A 15,897-nucleotide genomic window follows, 5' to 3' on the forward strand; every position below is an offset into this window, starting at 1 on the left:
CCCGGCAAAAACCGATAAAGTCTGAGCAGACCCGTCAGGAAATCTCACATGTTCAACCTGCGTCGCCTGCCTTCGCTGAACGCCCTGCGCGCGTTCGAGGCCGCCGCGCGGCTGCGCAGCGTCGGCGGCGCGGCGGCCGAACTGCACGTCACCCATGGCGCGGTCAGCCGCCAGATCCGGCTGCTGGAGGAGGAACTGGGGCTGGCGCTGCTGCAGCGCGAGGGCCGCGGCATCCGCCCGACCGCGGCCGGCGAGCGGCTGCGCGAGGCCACCGGCGGCGCCTTCGCCCAGCTGCGCGATGCGGTGGCGGAACTGCGCCGGCCGGCGCGGCCCAGCGCGCTGGTGCTGGGTTGCCCGGGCAGCATCCTGGCGCGCTGGATGATTCCGCGGCTGCAGGCGCTGCAGCGCGACCTGCCCGCGCTGACCCTGCACCTGTCCGCGCACGAAGGCGAGTTCGGCGCCGACCTGGACGGCCTGGACGCGGCCCTGTTGCTCGGCCAGGCGCCGTGGCCGGACGGCTGGCGGGTGCACGTGCTGGCGCCCGAGCGGATCGGCCCGGTGCTCAGCCCGGTCCTGCCGCAGGCGCAGGCATTGGCCGCGGGCCCGGCGGCGGCGCTGCTGCTGCAGCCCCTGCTGCATACCGCCTCGCGCCCGCAGGCATGGCCGGCCTGGGCGCAGGCGCATGGCGTGGACCCCGCCAAGCTGCGCTACGGCACCGGTTTCGAACACCTGTACTACCTGCTCGAAGCGGCGCTGGCCGGCATCGGCGTGGCGATCGCGCCGCAACCGCTGGTCGCCGACGACCTGGCCAGCGGACGCCTGCTGGCGCCGTGGGGCTTCGCCGAGACCGGCGGGCAATGGGCGCTGTGCGCACCAGGCGGACGCGAGGATCCGCGCATCGTCGCACTGGCGGCGTGGCTGCGCACGCAGTTGCGTTGATCCGCGCACTCCTGCCTTTGCGCTTCACCAACGACGCGGCCCGGCACCCTTGAACCGCTTGAGCGTCGAGAACGGTGTGCGCCACGGAAAACCAAGTGAAAACCTGCGCATGTCGCCGCGCCGCACCGCGCCCGCCACGCAGGCGGTGCGGCTTCGCAAGGAACCGAAGCCGCTGACGTGACGGCATGCCGAGGCGACCGAGCCGTCGCAGTGCGGCAAGCGGCATCGAGTGATGGACTGCATTCAGCACTGTCGATTGACATGGCGTCCGCGTGCACGAACGTGCAAACAACGCAGAAACCATTCCAACTCGCGCCGCGCTGCGCCGATCCAGCAAGCCAAGCGGCTCCGCTCAGCAGTTGGTGTTCAACTCGTGGCAATCGGCGCGGCGCACTTCTTCGACGAACTTGCGCATCTTGTGCCCGTCCTTGATGCCGGGCTGGCTCTCGATGCCGCTGGACACGTCCACGCCCCACGGCAGCGTCGCCACGATCGCGTCGAACACGTTGTCGGAGGTGATGCCGCCGGCGAGCAGGAACGGCCGGTGCAGGCCGGTGGGCAGGCGCGTCCAGTCGAAGGTCTTGCCGGAGCCGCCGCTCTCGCCGGGAGCGTGGCTGTCGAACAGGAAGCCGGCCGCGTTCGGGTACTGCAGCTGCAGGGTGCGCGCGTTGATGTCGCTGCCGCCCATCGGCACCGCTTTCAGGTACGGCAGGTTGAAGCCGCGGCAGAAGCTGTCGTCCTCGTCGCCATGGAACTGCAGCAGGGTCGGCCGCACCGTGCGCAGCACTTCGCGCACTTCGTCCTTGGGGTTGTCGCGGAACAGCGCGACCACGTCGACCATCGGCGAGGCGGCCTGGCGCATCGCGCGGGCTTCGGCCGGCGCCACCCGCCGCGGGCTGCCGTGGGCGAACACGAATCCCACCGAATCCACCCCAAGTTCGCCCGCCAGGCGGATGTCGCCGGCACGGGTCATGCCGCAGAACTTGATGCGGGTGCGATACAGGGTTCGATTCATAGGGTGACCTCGGCCGGTAGCTTCCAGATATCGGGGTAGAGAGGACCGACGAAGACCAATCCCTGCGGCGGCGCGGTCGGGCCGGCGACGCTGCGGTCGCGCCCGGCAAGCAGTTCGCCGATCCAGGAAACCGGCTTGTCGCCTGCTCCTACCATGATCAAGGAGCCTACGATATTGCGCACCATGTGATGAAGGAATGCATTGGCCTGGACCTGGACCTCGACGACCTCGCCGCTGCGGGTCACCGCGACCGATTGCAGCTCGCGCCGCGCGTGCAGCGCCTGGCACTGGATGCTGCGGAACGCGCTGAAATCCTGCTCGCCCAGCAACGCCTGCGCGGCGGCATGCATCGCCTCGGCCTGCAGCGGCCGCCGCTCCCAGCTCAGCGTCTGCCGGTACAGCGCCGGGCGTACCTGGCGGTTGAGCAGGCGGTAGCGGTAGCGCCGCGCGCGCGCCGAGAAGCGCGCATGGAAATCGTCCGCCGCCGGCACGCACCAACGCACGCACACCGATGGCGGCAAGCGCGCGGTGGCGCCGAGCATCCAGCCGCGCGGCGCGCGCGGCGCATCGCAATCGAAATGCACGACCTGGCATTCGCCGTGCACGCCGGCATCGGTGCGCCCGGCGCAGACCACGCTCACCGGCGTATCGGCCACCGACGACAGCGCCGCCTGCAGCGTCGCCTGCACGCTCGGCCCGCCGGATTCGCCGAGCTGCTGCCAGCCCTGGAACTCGCTACCGTCGTATTCCACGCCCAACGCATACCGCATACCGCCCCTACTCCGACACGACGTGCAAGACGGGCAACAGCGGCCACGGCGCAGCGCGGCGGCAGGCGCGAGCCTGCGCCGCCGTGCGCGGCCGAGCGGCGCTGGCCGCGGGCATGCGCGGCCGCGGCGCGGCGGCCATGCACGCCTGCCGGGCCGCAACGCTGGCGGACCGGACCGGACCGGACCCGGCCTGGCGGCGTGTCGGCGGCATCATCGCAAGGCCGAGGAGGTGTTCGCGCATCGTCGCATTCCCTGTCCAGGCAGCGCGGCGGCGGCGACTGCGCCGCACGCCGCCTGCGCGCATCAGCTCAAGCGGGCCAGCAACTGCTGGGCTTCGGCACGCGCCGCCGGATCGCCGCCGGCCGCCACTTCGCTCAGCAGGGTCCGCGCGGTTTCGTTGTCGCCCAGGTCCATGTAGGCCACCGCCAGCTCCAGGCGTTCGCGGCCGATCGGCGGATACGCCGGCGCCGACTCGACGCTCGGCTCGGCGGCGGCAGGCAGATCGCCCTGGTGCCAGGTCGGCTCCTGGCGTTGCGCAAGCACCGGCGCGACCGGCGTCGGCGCCAGCACCGGCGGCTGCCGCCATGGTTCGTCGGCGTCGAGCGGCGCCTGCGGCGCCGGCGCGATCTCCGCGTCGGGCCGTAGCGCGAACTGCGGATGCTCCGCGGCGGGCGCAGCGTCGGCATCGGCATCGGCGTGATGCTGCGCCTGCGCGGCCAGCTCGCGCTCGAATGCGTGGTCCTGGTAGGCCCGGTCTTCGTCGGCCGCGTCCTCGGCCACTTCACGCTCGTGTTCGTCCAGCGGCGGCAGGTCCGGTGCGTCCACCTCGCGGTGCGCGACCACCGGCACCGCCGCGGCCAGTTCCGCCGCATCGTAGCCGTGCCGCGGCAACGGCGGCAACGGCGACGGCTTGCGCCGGCGCGACAACAGCAACGCGCCGATGCCCAGCAGCAGCAGCGCCAGTCCGCCCCACAGCCACAGCGGCCAGCCACTGGAGGCCGCGGCCGGCGCCGGTTGCGCTTGCGCCTGGGTCTGCCCGGATTGCGCCAGGCGCTTCTGCGCCGCGGCCAGGTCGCTGTCCTTCAGCGCGATCAGTTGCTGCTGCTGGGCCTTGAGCTTTTCCAGCTGTTCGACCCGCGAGCGCAGCTCCTGGACCTCGGCATCGCGTGCCGCGAGATCTTCGCGCGCCTGCTGCAATTGTTGAGTCGCCACCATGTCTCCCTCGTCGCCGGCACCGGTGCCGGACTTGGTTCCTGCGTTGTCGCGCTGCGCCGGCACCGCCGGCGCGATTTCCAGGCGTGCGCCCGACGTCGCGGCGGTCGCGGCGGCGGGCTTGGCGGCGGCCGGCGCAACCGCCGCGGCCTGCTGCGCCTGTGCCGGTTGCGGCACCGGCGCGCGCGCCTGGCGCCATTGCGCGGCCTGCTCGCGGACGATGGCGGTGGCCGCAGCGGCATCGATGCTGGCCAGCTCTTCCTGGCGCGGCGTGCGCAACACCGCGCCCTGCTTGAGCAGGTTGACGTTGCCGCGGATGAACGCATCCGGATTGGCGCGCAGCAGCGCGACCATGGTCTGGTCCAGCGAATGGCCGCTGCCGCGCGCCAGCTGCCCGGCGATCTGCGACAGGGTCTGCCCGCGCTGCACCGGCGCCAGCGCATCGCCGGGCGCCGCCGTGGGCGCCGGGGCGCTGCGCACCGGCGCGGCGGGTGCGGCCGACACCGCGGGCGGCGGTGTGGGGGCGACCGGCGCCGGAGCCGTTGCCGGCGCCGGCAACGGCTCGCTGCGGACGATGCGGTCGGACGGCGCGGCGGCGGCCGGGGCATCGATCGCCGGCGCGTCGATCGCCGCGGCGGTGTTGGGCGCGTCGAGCAAGGCCGAATATTCGCGGATCAACCGGCCCTGGCCCCAATCGACTTCGATCAGGAAGCTCAGCGACGGCACCTCGACCGGCATCTGGCTGCTGACGCGGATCACCGCGCGGCCCTGGTTGGTCTGCGCGAAGCGGAACTGCAGGTTGCCGACCAGGCCATCCGGGCGCTCCAGCCCGACCCGGGCGAAGGTCGCCGGCGAGGCCAGCGCCACCCGTGCGTTTTCCAGTTCGCCCGGTTCGTTGGAGATCACCGGGATCTCGGCCAGGAACGGCTGGCCGGGTTTGGACAGGACGCGGATGTCGCCCAGCCCCAGCGCCAGCGCGGCCTGGCTGCAGGCCAGCAACAGCAGCGCGCACGCCGCACGCCAGCCGCGGCTCGGAGCGAACCCAATGGAAATGCCGTCGCCGCCATGGCGGCGGCGGAAGAAGCGTGGTTGTAGGCGCATCACGCCCCTGCCCTTGGTGTCATGCCGTGCAATATAGCCGTTGCCCTTGGGATTGTGGCGTTCGTCTACGTGGCCGTGCGACGGAGCCCGCGCAGGTTCGCGCGGCTTAGCCCCCCCTTCTCCCATCGGGAGAAGGTGCCCCGAAGGGGCGGATGAGGGTACGGGCGAAGCCTCGTGGGATCGAAACAGTGCGAGGGCTTCGCCCCGTACCCTCACCCCTACCCCTCTCCCGAGGGGAGAGGGGAAATAGCGCTCAGCCTTCCTGCGCCACCAGCTCGGCCAGCTGCACCGCGTTGAGCGCGGCGCCCTTGCGGATGTTGTCGGAGACGATCCACAGGTTGAGGCCGCGCGGATGCGAGATGTCCTCGCGGATGCGGCCGACGTAGACCGCGTCGTTGCCCGAGGCGTGGGTGACCGGGGTCGGATAGCCGCCGGCCTTGCGCTCGTCGACCACTTCCACGCCCGGCGACGCGGCCAGCAGCGCGCGCGCCTGCTCGGCGCTGACCTTGCGCGTGGTCTCGATCGCGACCGCTTCGGAGTGGCCGTAGAACACCGGCACGCGCACCGCGGTCGGGTTCACCTGGATGCTGTCGTCGCCGAGGATCTTGCGCGTCTCCCAGACCAGCTTCATCTCTTCCTTGGTGAAGCCGTTCTCGAGGAAATCGTCGATGTGCGGGATCAGGTTGAAGGCGATCTGCACCGGAAAGCGCTGCGGGTCGATCGCCTGGAAGTTGAGCAACTGGCCGGTCTGCTTGCCCAGCTCTTCCAGTGCCGAACGCCCGCCGCCGGACACCGACTGGTAGGTGGCCACGTTGATGCGCTCGATGTTGAATTCGCGGTGCAGCGGCGCCAGCGCCACCAGCATCTGCATGGTCGAGCAGTTGGGGTTGGCGACGATGCCGCGCGGGCGCTGCTTCAGCGCCTGCGGGTTCACTTCCGACACCACCAGCGGCACGTCGTCGTCGTAACGGAACGCCGAGGAGTTGTCGATCACCACCGCGCCGGCGGCGGCGAACTTCGGCGCGTATTCCTTGGAGATGCCGCCACCGGCGGAGAACAGCGCGATGTCCACGCCGGTCGGGTCGAAGCTGGCCAGGTCGAGCACGGTGACCTTCTGGCCCTTGAACTCGACCTGGCCGCCGGCGGAGCGCTCGGAGGCCAGCGGGTACAGCGTGGCGATGGGGAAGTCGCGCTCGGCGAGGATGGCCAGCATGGTTTCGCCGACAGCGCCGGTGGCGCCGACGACGGCGACGTTGAAACGACGGGATTGGTTGCTCATGGGAGATGGTTCGATCGGGTAGGAGAAAGGGGGAACAGCCGCACTGCCAGCTGGATTCGGGGAACCTCCCGAGCGCGCCGCTCAGGTCGCCGGAGGTTCCCTATCGTTTTTTGCCCGCGCCAATGCCGCCGCCGTTGCCGGCAGCCGCGATCGCGTCCAGGTTCAATGCATTCGGCGGACGCCCGGCGTCGGCGCCGATGCCCAGCGCGGCCAGCAGGTTGTCCACCGCCAGCGATACCATCGCGCGGCGGGTCGCGGCGCTGGCGCTGCCGATGTGCGGGGTCAGCACCACGTTGCGCAGCGCCAGCAGTTCCGGGCGCACCGCCGGCTCGCCTTCGTACACGTCCAGCCCGGCCGCGGCCAGGCGTCCGTGCGCGAGCGCGTCGGCCAGCGCCAGTTCGTCGATCAGGCCGCCGCGGGCGATGTTCACCACGGTGGCGCCCGGCTTCATCTGCGCCAGCGCCGCGGCATCGAGGATGTGGTGCGACTGCGGCGAATACGGCAGCACCAGCAGCAGGTGATCGGCGCGCGCCAGCAGCTCGTCGAAACCGACATAGTCGGCCGCGTGCGCACGCTCCACCTCGGCCGGCAAACGGCTGCGGTTGTGGTACAGCACGCGCATCGAGAAGCCCGCGGCGCGGCGCGCGATGGCCTGGCCGATGCGGCCCATGCCGAGGATGCCCAGGGTGCTGCCGTGCACGTCGGCGCCGAGCATGGTCTGGAACGACCACTGCCGCCACTGGCCGTCGCGCAGCCAGCGCTCGGACTCGGTGATGCGCCGCGCGGCGGCCATCAGCAGCGCGAAGCCGAGGTCGGCGGTGGTCTCGGTGAGCACGTCGGGGGTGTTGCTGGCGACGATGCCGGCCGCGCTGAGCGCGTCCAGGTCCAGGTTGTTGTAGCCGACGCCGACGTTGGCGATGGCGCGCAGCCGCGGCGCGGCGGCGATCTCGGCCGCGCCGATGCGCTCGTTGAGGGTCACCAGCGCGCCGTCCAGCGGCGCCAGCGCCGCAGCCAGCTGCGCCGGCGAATACTTGGTCACGTCCGCGGTGGTGGTCAGCGCGCAATGTTCGCCAAGCCGTGCGACGACATCGTCGAACAGCGGTTGGCTGACCCACACCCGTGGCCGCGACTCAGCCATCGCCACCGCCGGGGATGCGCGGGGCGACGCTGCCGACGTCGCCGCACTGCGCGCGGTGGCGCAGCGCCTGGTCCATCAGCACCAACGCCACCATCGCCTCGGCGATCGGGGTGGCGCGGATGCCGACGCAGGGGTCGTGGCGGCCGGTGGTGATCACGTCCACCGCCTGCCCGTCCACGTCCACCGTGGCGCCGGGCAGGCGCAGGCTGGAGGTGGGCTTGAACGCCAGCGCCGCGACGATCGGCTGGCCGGTGGCGATGCCGCCGAGCACGCCGCCGGCATGGTTGGACTGGAAGCCGTCCGGCGCGATCAGGTCGCGGTGTTCGGTGCCTTTCTGGGTCACCGCGGCGAAGCCGTCGCCGATCTCCACGCCCTTGACCGCGTTGATGCTCATCAGCGCCGCGGCCAGTTCGCCGTCGAGCTTGCCGTAGATCGGCTCGCCCCAGCCCGGCGGCACGCCGTCGGCGACCACGGTGACCTTGGCGCCGATCGAATCGCCGGACTTGCGCAGCGCGTCCATGTAGCTTTCCAGTTCGGGCACCTGCGCCGCGTGCGGCCAGAAGAACGCGTTGTCCTCGACCGCATCCCAGGCGAAGCCCTGCGGCACGACCGGCCCGAGCTGCGACAGGTAGCCGCGCACGCGCACGCCGTAGCGCTGCGCCAGCCACTTCTTGGCGATCACGCCGGCAGCCACGCGCATCGTGGTCTCGCGCGCCGAGGAGCGGCCGCCGCCGCGCGGATCGCGGATGCCGTACTTCTGCCAGTAGCTGTAGTCGGCATGGCCCGGACGGAACTGGCGGGCGATGTCGGTGTAGTCCTTGCTGCGCTGGTCGGTGTTGCGGATCAGCAGGCCGATCGGGGTGCCGGTGGTACGGCCCTCGTAGACCCCGGACAGGATCTCGATCTCGTCGGCCTCGCGCCGCGCCGAGGTGTGGCGGCTCTTGCCGGTGGCGCGGCGCTGCAGGTCGTGGGCGAACTCGCTGGCGTCGAGTTCCAGCCCCGGCGGGCAGCCGTCGACCACGCAGCCGATCGCCGGCCCGTGCGATTCGCCGAAGGTGGTGACGGTCAGCAGGGTGCCGAAGCTGTTCGCGCTCATGGCCGCCGGCTCACCGGCTCGCGGCCAGGTCGGCGATGCGCGCATGGTGCGCGAGCAGCTCGCTGGCCTCCACCGCGAAGATGCCCATCTGCCCGACCTTGAACTCGACCCAGGCGAACTCGACTTCCGGCAGCAGCTGCACCAGCGCACGCTCGGATTCGCCGACTTCGCAGATCAGCAGGCCGTCCTCGCTCAGGTGCGCCGGCGCGTCGCGCAGGATCTTCAGCGCCAGGTCCAGGCCATCAAAGCCGGCGCGCAGGCCCAGTTCCGGCTCGTGCGCGTATTCGGGCGGCAGCGCGTCGGTCTCGGCATGGGTGACGTAGGGCGGATTGGTGACGATCAGTTCGTAGCGGCGCCCGCCCAGCCCGGCGAACAGGTCGGACTTGACCAGCGCGACGTTGTCGGCCAGCAGCCGCGCCTTGTTCTCCGCGGCCAGGGCCAGCGCGTCGTCGCTGATGTCGACCGCGTCCACCTGCCAGTTCGGGTTGTAGTGGCCCATCGCGATGGCGATGCAGCCCGAGCCGGTGCACAGGTCGAGCGCGCGGCTGACCTCGCGCCCGGCCAGCCACGGCTCGAAGCCGGCCTCGATCAGCTCGGCGATCGGCGAGCGCGGCACCAGCGCGCGCGCGTCGCTCTTGAAGCTGAGCCCGGCGAACCAGGCCTCGCCGGTCAGGTAGGCGGCGGGGATGCGCTCGGCGATGCGGCGCTCGAACAGCGCCAGCACCTGCGCCTTTTCCGGCGTGGTGACGCGCGCGCCGCCGTAGGCCGGGCCCAGGTCGTGCGGCAGGTGCAGCGCGTGCAGCACCAGTTGCGTGGCTTCGTCCAGGGCGTTGTCGTAGCTGTGGCCGAAGCTCAGTTCGGCGGCATTGAAACGGCTGGTGCCGTAGCGGATCAGGTCGATGATCGTGTGGAGTTCGGCGGCCGCGTCGGCAGTCATGGCAACAGGCAAGGCAATTCGGCCCCCGATTATAGAGGCCCGGCCGCTATCATGAGCGTTCGTTGCAAGGGAAATCAGTATGTTCAACCGCAACTTCGGCATCGTCCTGGTGGTCGCCCTGGCCGCCGGCCTGGGCCTGCTGCTGGCCCAGAAGTACTTCGGCGGCAGCGCTTCGGCGTGGCCCGAGACCCGCAGCGTGCGCCTGTACCCGCAGCCGCGCGCCCTGCCCGACTTCCACCTGCGCCAGTCCGACGGCACGCCGCTGGTGCCCGGCGAGCTGAAAGGCCACTGGACGCTGGTGTTCCTGGGCTTCACCGCCTGCCCGGACGTGTGCCCGACCACCCTGGCCGACCTGGCCCGCGCGCAGAAGCAGTGGGAAGCGATCCCCGACACGCTGCGCCCGCGGGTGCTGTTCGTCTCGGTCGATCCCGAGCGCGACACCCCGCCGCGGCTGGGCGCCTACGCGCACGGCTTCCACAAGGACACCCTGGCCGCCACCGCCGACGTGCCGGAGCTGGAACGCTTCGCCACCGCGCTGGGCTTCGTGTTCCAGAAGGTGCCCGGCAAGCATTTCCAGGAAAATCCCAACGACTACAGCATGGACCACTCCGCCGCGATCGCCGTGCTCGACCCGCAGGGCCGCCAGGCCGGGCTGATCCGCCCGCCGTTCGAGCCGGCGGCGATCGCCGCCGACCTGCAGGCGCTGACCAAGGCGACCGCGCCATGAGCCTGCTGACCTCGCTGACCTACGTGCTGCCGCACCGGCTGCTGTCCTCGCTGGCGCGGCGCCTGGCGTATTCGTCGCGGCCGGGCCTGAAGCAATGGCTGATCGACACCGTGGTGCGCCGCTTCGGGGTGGACCTGGCCGAGGCCGCCGAACCCGATCCGCGCGCCTACCCGACCTTCAATGCGTTCTTCACCCGCGCGCTGCAGCCGGGCGCGCGCGTCGCCGATCCCGACCCGCAGGCGCTGCTGATGCCGGCCGACGGCCGCATCAGCCAGCTCGGCCCGATCCAGGACGGGCGCATCTTCCAGGCCAAGGGCCAGGCGTTCACCGCCGCCGAACTGCTCGGCGACGCCGCCGCCGCGGCGCCGTTCGCCAACGGCCTGTACGCCACCGTGTACCTGTCCCCGCGCGACTACCACCGCGTGCACATGCCGTGGACCGGCACCCTGCGCGAGACCGTGCACGTGCCGGGACGGCTGTTCAGCGTCGGCCCGGACGCGGTGCGCAACGTGCCGCGGCTGTTCGCGCGCAACGAGCGCCTGGTCTGCCATTTCGACACCGAGTTCGGCCCGATGGCCTCGGTGATGGTCGGCGCGCTGCTGGTCAGCGGGGTGGAGACGGTGTGGAGCGGCGTGGAAATCCCGCGCTACGGCGACCGCATCACCCGCAAGGACTGGCGCGGCAAAGGCATCGTGCTGGAGCGGTTCGCGGAGATGGCACGCTTCAACTACGGCTCTACCGTGATCGTGCTGTTGCCGCCCGGCATGGCACAACTCGATCCGACGCTGGCGGCGGAAACGCCGGTACGGCTCGGCCAAGCCCTGGCACGGCGGTTGGATCGCTGACGCGCGGCGGCGCGCCAACCTGACGGGCGCACCGCATCTACTGCGGCGCGGCGCGCTTCGACTACGGCTCCACTGTGATGTGATCGTGCTGTTGCCGCCGGGCGTAGCGACGCTCGATCCGGCGCTGGCAGCGGAAGCGCCGGTCCGGCTCGGTTGAACGCTGGGCACACAGGCGCTACCTGCAACGCCGCGCGGGTATCGGGGCGGCAACAGCGCGCCCTGGCGGCCTTGCACTCCCGGTGCTGCCGTACCCTCACCCTACCCCTACCCCGATGGGAGAGGGACATCATGGCTTCGCGTTTGATGTGAGGCGCGGCTGGACCATCACCGCGCGTTGCGCACCGCCCTTCTCCCATCGGGAGAAGGTGCCCGAAGGGCGGATGAGGGTACGGCGCCGCAACCAGGCGGGCGACGCTCCTGATAGCAGGGGTGGAAAACCTCTCCCAAGCAATTGATTGCGCACCCACCCTCATCCAGCGCTACGCGCCACTTTCCCCCGAAAAAAGGGGCCTTGGTCCCGGCGGAAGAAGGAAGGCCTACCTGTCGCAGCCGGTCATCTTCAGCGATTGCCCCGGCTTCAATGCATAGCCCGGCGCGCGCAGGCCATTGGCCTTGGCCAGCTGCTTGACATCGCAGCTGTAGCGGTCGGCGATGCGGCCCAGCGTGTCGCCCTTGGCCACGCGGTAGCTGCGCACCTGCCTGGGCTTGGGCTTGACCGGCGCCGGGCGCCCGGTGGCGATGGTGGTCGGCACGCCGGCCACCGGCGTCACGTCGCCCACCGCCACGTTGCCGGTGGGATCGGCGACCACGGGCGTGTTGCTGCGGATCGCCGCGTTGACGTCGGCGGTGATCAGCGCGCGCGCCAGGTCGGCGCGCGGGCCGCTGACGCAATAGCGGTTGTACAGGCCGACGATCTTGGTGGTGGCGTTGATGGTGACGCCGGCCGGGATCCAGCCGTCCGGCTCGTAGCGCGGGTTGAGGTTGCGCAACGCGCGCATGTAGCCGTCGCGGGTGCCGTCGCTGCCCAGGCAGATGGTCAGCTCGTAGATCGTGGTCGATTTGGCCAGGCGCAGCGTGGCCGGCTGCGCATTGATCTTCGGGAACGCCACGCCGTACTGCTGCGGGTGCAGGAAGATCCAGGCCGCGGCGATCACCATCGGCACGTAGTCCTTGGTCTCGGCCGGGAACTGGTTGTACACCGAGGCGTCCCAGAAACTGCGCCCCTGCATCTGGTTGAACACGCGCGCGGCGCGGCCCTCGCCGCCGTTGTAGCCGGCCAGCGACAGCTCGATGCTGCGGTTGAGCTCGGCCATGCGCTCGTTGATGTACACCGCGCTGGCCTCGGCGGCGCTGCGCGCGTCGTAGCGGGTGTCGAAGCCGGTGCCGTCCGGGCCCAGCCCGAAGCGGCGCCCGGTGGCGGGCATGAACTGCATCAGCCCGGCGGCGCCGACCCGCGAATTGGCGTGCACCCGGCCGTTGGATTCCTTGGCGATGATGCCGAACAGCAGCGCCTCCGGCAGCCCGCGCTTTTCCCATTCCGGCCACATGATCGCGCGCAGGTTCTGGTAGTTCTCGTAGCTGTTCATCAGCGACGGACGCATGTCGGTGAGCCAGCGGCGGATGCCGGCCTGCACCGCCGGGTTGTAGTCGACCATCGCGTCGAAGGCGTGGCGCTGGTCGTTGAGCAGGTTCGCCGCGCGCGCCGCTTCCGGCACGTTGGCGGCCAGCGGACTGATGTGGTCGGGATCGGCCTGCAGCGGCGCGGCGCCATCGTCGCTCGCATCGGCGTCGGTCGCGGCGCCCTGCGCGTCGGCCTTGGCCTTGAGCAGGCGCTTGTACGCGCCCAGGTAGGTGCCGACCTGGCAGCCGCGCTGCTTGATGCAGGCATCGACCACGTCCTCGATGTCCTCCAGCGCCGCATCGCTCTCCTGGGTGCCCTTGGGGTCGCTGTTGCCGACCAGCACCATCGCGTCGTTGTAGCGCTTCTCGGCCGCGGCCAGGCGCTGGTCGAGAACCTCGATGGCGGCCTTGTCGCGCGCGGAGACACGTTCGGCGTGGGCGGCAGGAGCGGCGCAAGCCAGCGCCAGGGCAGCCACGGCGGGCCATCCATGGGTGATACGGAACGAAGAGGGCATGATGGGACGCGACGACGGAAAGGCCGCAGGGTAGCCGCCGCTGTCACATCGCGGCAAGGTCGGGCATGCGCCGGCACCGCGCCGGCGGGGCATTCGTTCATCGCCCAGGCCAGGCGAACCGCGGCCCCGGCGCCCTCGCGGCGAGCGGGCGCCGGCGCGAACGCCTAGAATCCGCCCACCTCACCGCGGAGCTGTTCATGGACCCGATCCTGCTGGGCAAAGGCCTGACCGACGACATCGCGGTGCTGCTGCAGCCGCGCCTGGGCAATCGCCACGGCCTGGTCGCCGGGGCCACCGGCACCGGCAAGACCGTGACCCTGATGACCCTGGCCGAGGGCTACTCGCGGATCGGCGTGCCGGTGTTCATGGCCGACGTGAAGGGCGACGTGGCCGGGCTGGCAGTAGCCGGCGACGGCAGCGAGAAAGTGCTGCAGCGCGCCAGGGACATCGGCGTGACCGACTACGCGCCGGCCGCCAACCCGGTGGTGTTCTGGGACCTGTACGGCCAGCTCGGGCACCCGGTGCGCACCACCGTCAGCGAGATGGGGCCGACCCTGCTGGCGCGGATCCTGGAACTCAACGACACCCAGGCCGGCGTGCTCGACATCGTGTTCAAGCTGGCCGACGACCGCGGCCTGCTGCTGCTCGACCTGGACGACCTGCGCGCGCTGCTGGCGCTGGTGGTGGAGCAGCACAAGGACATCTCCACCGAATACGGGCTGGTCAGCGCGCCGTCGGTGGCGGCGATCCAGCGCGCGCTGCTGCGCCTGGCGCAGGACGGCGGCGAAGGCTTCTTCGGCGAGCCGGCGCTGGACCTGGCCGAGCTGATGCGGGTAGGCAGCGACGGCCGCGGCGTGATCGGCATCCTCGCCGCCGCGCAGCTGGTGCTCAAGCCGCGCCTGTACTCGACCTTCCTGCTGTGGCTGCTGTCGGAGCTGTTCGAAAAATTGCCCGAAGTGGGCGACCTGGACAAGCCCAAGCTGGTGTTCGTGTTCGACGAGGCGCACCTGCTGTTCGACGATGCGCCGCCGGCGCTGGTGCAGCGCATCGAGCAGGTGGTGCGGCTGATCCGCTCCAAGGGCGTGGGCGTGTACTTCTGCTCGCAGTTCCCCGACGACGTGCCGGACAACATCCTCGGCCAGCTCGGCAACCGCGTGCAGCACGCGCTGCGCGCCTACACCCCGCGCGACCAGAAGGCGGTGCGCACCGCCGCCGAGACCTTCGTCGCCAATCCCAAGCTGGACGTGGCCAAGACCATTTCCCAGCTCGGCACCGGCGAGGCACTGGTCTCCACGCTGCAGGACAAGGGCGTGCCGTCGCCGGTGCAGCAGACCCTGATCGCACCGCCGCGCTGCCGGATGGGCGCGATCTCCGACGCCGAGCGCGCGCAGGTGCGTGCCGCCAGCGTGGTCGGCATTCGCTACGACACCGCGATCAACCGCGACTCGGCGGCGGAGATGCTGGCGCGCCGGGTCGAGCAGGTCGCCGAGAAGACCGCCGCCCCGGCGGCACGCACCCGCGAGCAGGACGACGCACAGGACAGCGGCTTCGGCCAGGCGGTCAAGGACGCGGTGTTCGGCACCAAGCGCCGCCAGGGCATGCTGGAGACGATGGCCAAGCAGACCTCGCGCACCGTCGGCAACCGCATCGGCCAGCAGATCGTGCGCGGCCTCTTCGGCAGCATCTTCGGCGGCAGGCGCTGAGCGTGGCGGATGGATGGCGCGCCACTTGCGCTGCACAGGCACAGGCACCCTAGAACATCTTCGATCCGGACAATGCCAATTGTGGGAGCGACTTCAGGGCACCTCTAATAACCTCGATTCTAAAAATTTGGCACTATGCGCATCAATGACTTGCGAGCGTTTTAGTCGAGTTTTTTGGGGTTATTAGAGGTGCCCTTCAGTCGCGACAGGCTCTACCGGAAAGGCCCGTCGCGACCGGAGTCGCTCCCACAAGGGGCAGAAAGAGACGCCATGCAACGCGCTACGCCATCACCCCATGCAGCTTGGCGTACTGCAGCAGCATGATGGTCTTGCCGTCGGCGATCTCGCCGGATTCGATCATCGCCAGCGCCGCGTCGAGCGGCAGTTCCAGCACCTCGATCTCCTCGCCCTCGGCGGCGATGCCGCCGCCCGCGCCGACCTTGTCGCGATCGAAATACTCGCCCACGAAGAAATACAGTTTTTCGGTGACCGAGCCCGGGCTCATGAACGCCTCGAACACCTTGCGCACGTGCTCGATGCGGTAGCCGGTCTCCTCTTCGGTCTCCTTGCGGATGCAGGTCTGCGCATCGTGCTGGTCGAGCAGCCCGGCGCAGGCTTCGATGAGCATGCCGTCGGGATTGCCGTTGAGCAGCGTCGGCAACCGGAACTGGCGGGTCAGCAGCACCGTCTGCCTGGCGCGGCTGTAGAGCAGGATGGTGGCGCCGTTGCCGCGGTCGTAGGCCTCGCGCGACAGCGTCTGCCAGCTGCCGTCGCTGCGCTGGAAATCGAAGGTGACCTTGCGCAGCACGTACCAGTTGTCGGACAGCACCTCGACCTTTTCGATACGCACACGTGGATTGCCTGTGGCGGATGGGTTCAAGCGACACTCCATGCGATGAGCGGGCGGCGCTGCCGGCGCCCGCAGCGGTTCGCCGCCGGGGAACGCCAGCATTCGCCGTGGAGCGCCATTCTAGCCGCCGTCGCGGCGAGACCAGTCAGG

General features: G+C 70.7%; 14 protein-coding genes and 1 pseudogene. 6 read left to right on the forward strand and 9 right to left on the reverse strand.

All coding sequences use genetic code 11. The features are described 5' to 3' along the window. Nucleotides 1-48: 48 nt before the first annotated feature. A complete protein-coding gene (locus NRY95_14235; protein ID UYC14884.1) occupies nt 49-939 on the forward strand; it encodes a LysR family transcriptional regulator in 891 nt (296 codons plus the stop codon). Nucleotides 940-997: 58 nt separating this feature from the next. Continuing rightward, the gene (locus NRY95_14240) at nt 998-1,120 is read left to right on the forward strand and encodes a hypothetical protein (GenBank protein ID UYC14885.1); all 123 of its coding nucleotides are present in this window, start codon (nt 998-1,000) and stop codon (nt 1,118-1,120) included. A 171-nt stretch (nt 1,121-1,291) separates the two neighbouring features. Here the strand turns inward: NRY95_14240 and NRY95_14245 are convergent, their stop codons facing one another. From NRY95_14245 to prmB, 7 genes are all read right to left on the reverse strand, one after another. After that, nucleotides 1,292-1,954, reverse strand: a complete 663-nt coding sequence (locus NRY95_14245) for a phosphoribosylanthranilate isomerase (GenBank protein UYC14886.1) — start codon at nt 1,952-1,954, stop codon at nt 1,292-1,294. Continuing rightward, nucleotides 1,951-2,724: a tRNA pseudouridine(38-40) synthase TruA gene (gene truA, locus NRY95_14250; GenBank protein ID UYC14887.1), complete on the reverse strand. Its 774-nt coding sequence runs from the start codon at nt 2,722-2,724 to the stop codon at nt 1,951-1,953. Before truA ends, NRY95_14245 begins: the two co-directional genes overlap by 4 nt. Before the next feature lie 303 nt (nt 2,725-3,027). After that, nucleotides 3,028-5,037, reverse strand: coding sequence for a ferrous iron transporter B (locus NRY95_14255; GenBank protein ID UYC14888.1), 2,010 nt, complete (start codon nt 5,035-5,037; stop codon nt 3,028-3,030). A gap of 253 nt (nt 5,038-5,290) precedes the next feature. Beyond that, the gene (locus NRY95_14260; GenBank protein ID UYC14889.1) at nt 5,291-6,316 is read right to left on the reverse strand and encodes an aspartate-semialdehyde dehydrogenase; all 1,026 of its coding nucleotides are present in this window, start codon (nt 6,314-6,316) and stop codon (nt 5,291-5,293) included. Nucleotides 6,317-6,416: 100 nt separating this feature from the next. Then, nucleotides 6,417-7,454, reverse strand: coding sequence for a D-glycerate dehydrogenase (locus tag NRY95_14265; GenBank protein ID UYC14890.1), 1,038 nt, complete (start codon nt 7,452-7,454; stop codon nt 6,417-6,419). Beyond that, nucleotides 7,447-8,550 carry a chorismate synthase gene (gene aroC, locus NRY95_14270; GenBank protein ID UYC14891.1) on the reverse strand — a complete coding sequence of 368 codons (1,104 nt, stop codon included), beginning with the start codon at nt 8,548-8,550 and terminating at the stop codon, nt 7,447-7,449. Before aroC ends, NRY95_14265 begins: the two co-directional genes overlap by 8 nt. Before the next feature lie 10 nt (nt 8,551-8,560). Beyond that, nucleotides 8,561-9,487, reverse strand: coding sequence for a 50S ribosomal protein L3 N(5)-glutamine methyltransferase (prmB, locus tag NRY95_14275; protein UYC14892.1), 927 nt, complete (start codon nt 9,485-9,487; stop codon nt 8,561-8,563). A 79-nt stretch (nt 9,488-9,566) separates the two neighbouring features. On the opposite strand from prmB, the gene NRY95_14280 reads away from it, so the two are divergent. The 3 genes and pseudogenes from NRY95_14280 (at nt 9,567) to NRY95_14290 (ending at nt 11,216) form a co-directional block, all read left to right on the forward strand. Next, complete coding sequence (locus NRY95_14280) at nt 9,567-10,214, forward strand: SCO family protein (protein UYC14893.1); 648 nt, start codon at nt 9,567-9,569, stop codon at nt 10,212-10,214. After that, the gene (asd, locus tag NRY95_14285) at nt 10,211-11,059 is read left to right on the forward strand and encodes an archaetidylserine decarboxylase (GenBank protein UYC14894.1); all 849 of its coding nucleotides are present in this window, start codon (nt 10,211-10,213) and stop codon (nt 11,057-11,059) included. Before NRY95_14280 ends, asd begins: the two co-directional genes overlap by 4 nt. Nucleotides 11,060-11,109: 50 nt before the next feature. Next, nucleotides 11,110-11,216: pseudogene (locus NRY95_14290) on the forward strand (phosphatidylserine decarboxylase). 379 nt (nt 11,217-11,595) lie between these two features. On the opposite strand, the gene NRY95_14295 reads toward NRY95_14290, so the two are convergent. Continuing rightward, the gene (locus tag NRY95_14295; protein UYC14895.1) at nt 11,596-13,194 is read right to left on the reverse strand and encodes a transglycosylase SLT domain-containing protein; all 1,599 of its coding nucleotides are present in this window, start codon (nt 13,192-13,194) and stop codon (nt 11,596-11,598) included. Between the two features lie 197 nt (nt 13,195-13,391). Between NRY95_14295 and NRY95_14300 the strand changes: the two genes are divergently transcribed. Beyond that, nucleotides 13,392-14,897 (forward strand): DUF853 domain-containing protein, encoded by a 1,506-nt coding sequence (locus NRY95_14300; GenBank protein UYC14896.1) that lies wholly within the window; start codon nt 13,392-13,394, stop codon nt 14,895-14,897. Between the two features lie 280 nt (nt 14,898-15,177). Here NRY95_14300 and nudK read toward each other — a convergent pair whose 3' ends face one another. Then, nucleotides 15,178-15,777, reverse strand: coding sequence for a GDP-mannose pyrophosphatase NudK (gene nudK / locus NRY95_14305; protein UYC14897.1), 600 nt, complete (start codon nt 15,775-15,777; stop codon nt 15,178-15,180). Nucleotides 15,778-15,897: the final 120 nt, after the last annotated feature.

Origin of the sequence: Xanthomonas campestris pv. phormiicola, assembly GCA_025666215.1 — a bacterium.
GTDB classification, from domain to species: Bacteria; Pseudomonadota; Gammaproteobacteria; order Xanthomonadales; family Xanthomonadaceae; genus Xanthomonas_A; species Xanthomonas_A campestris_A.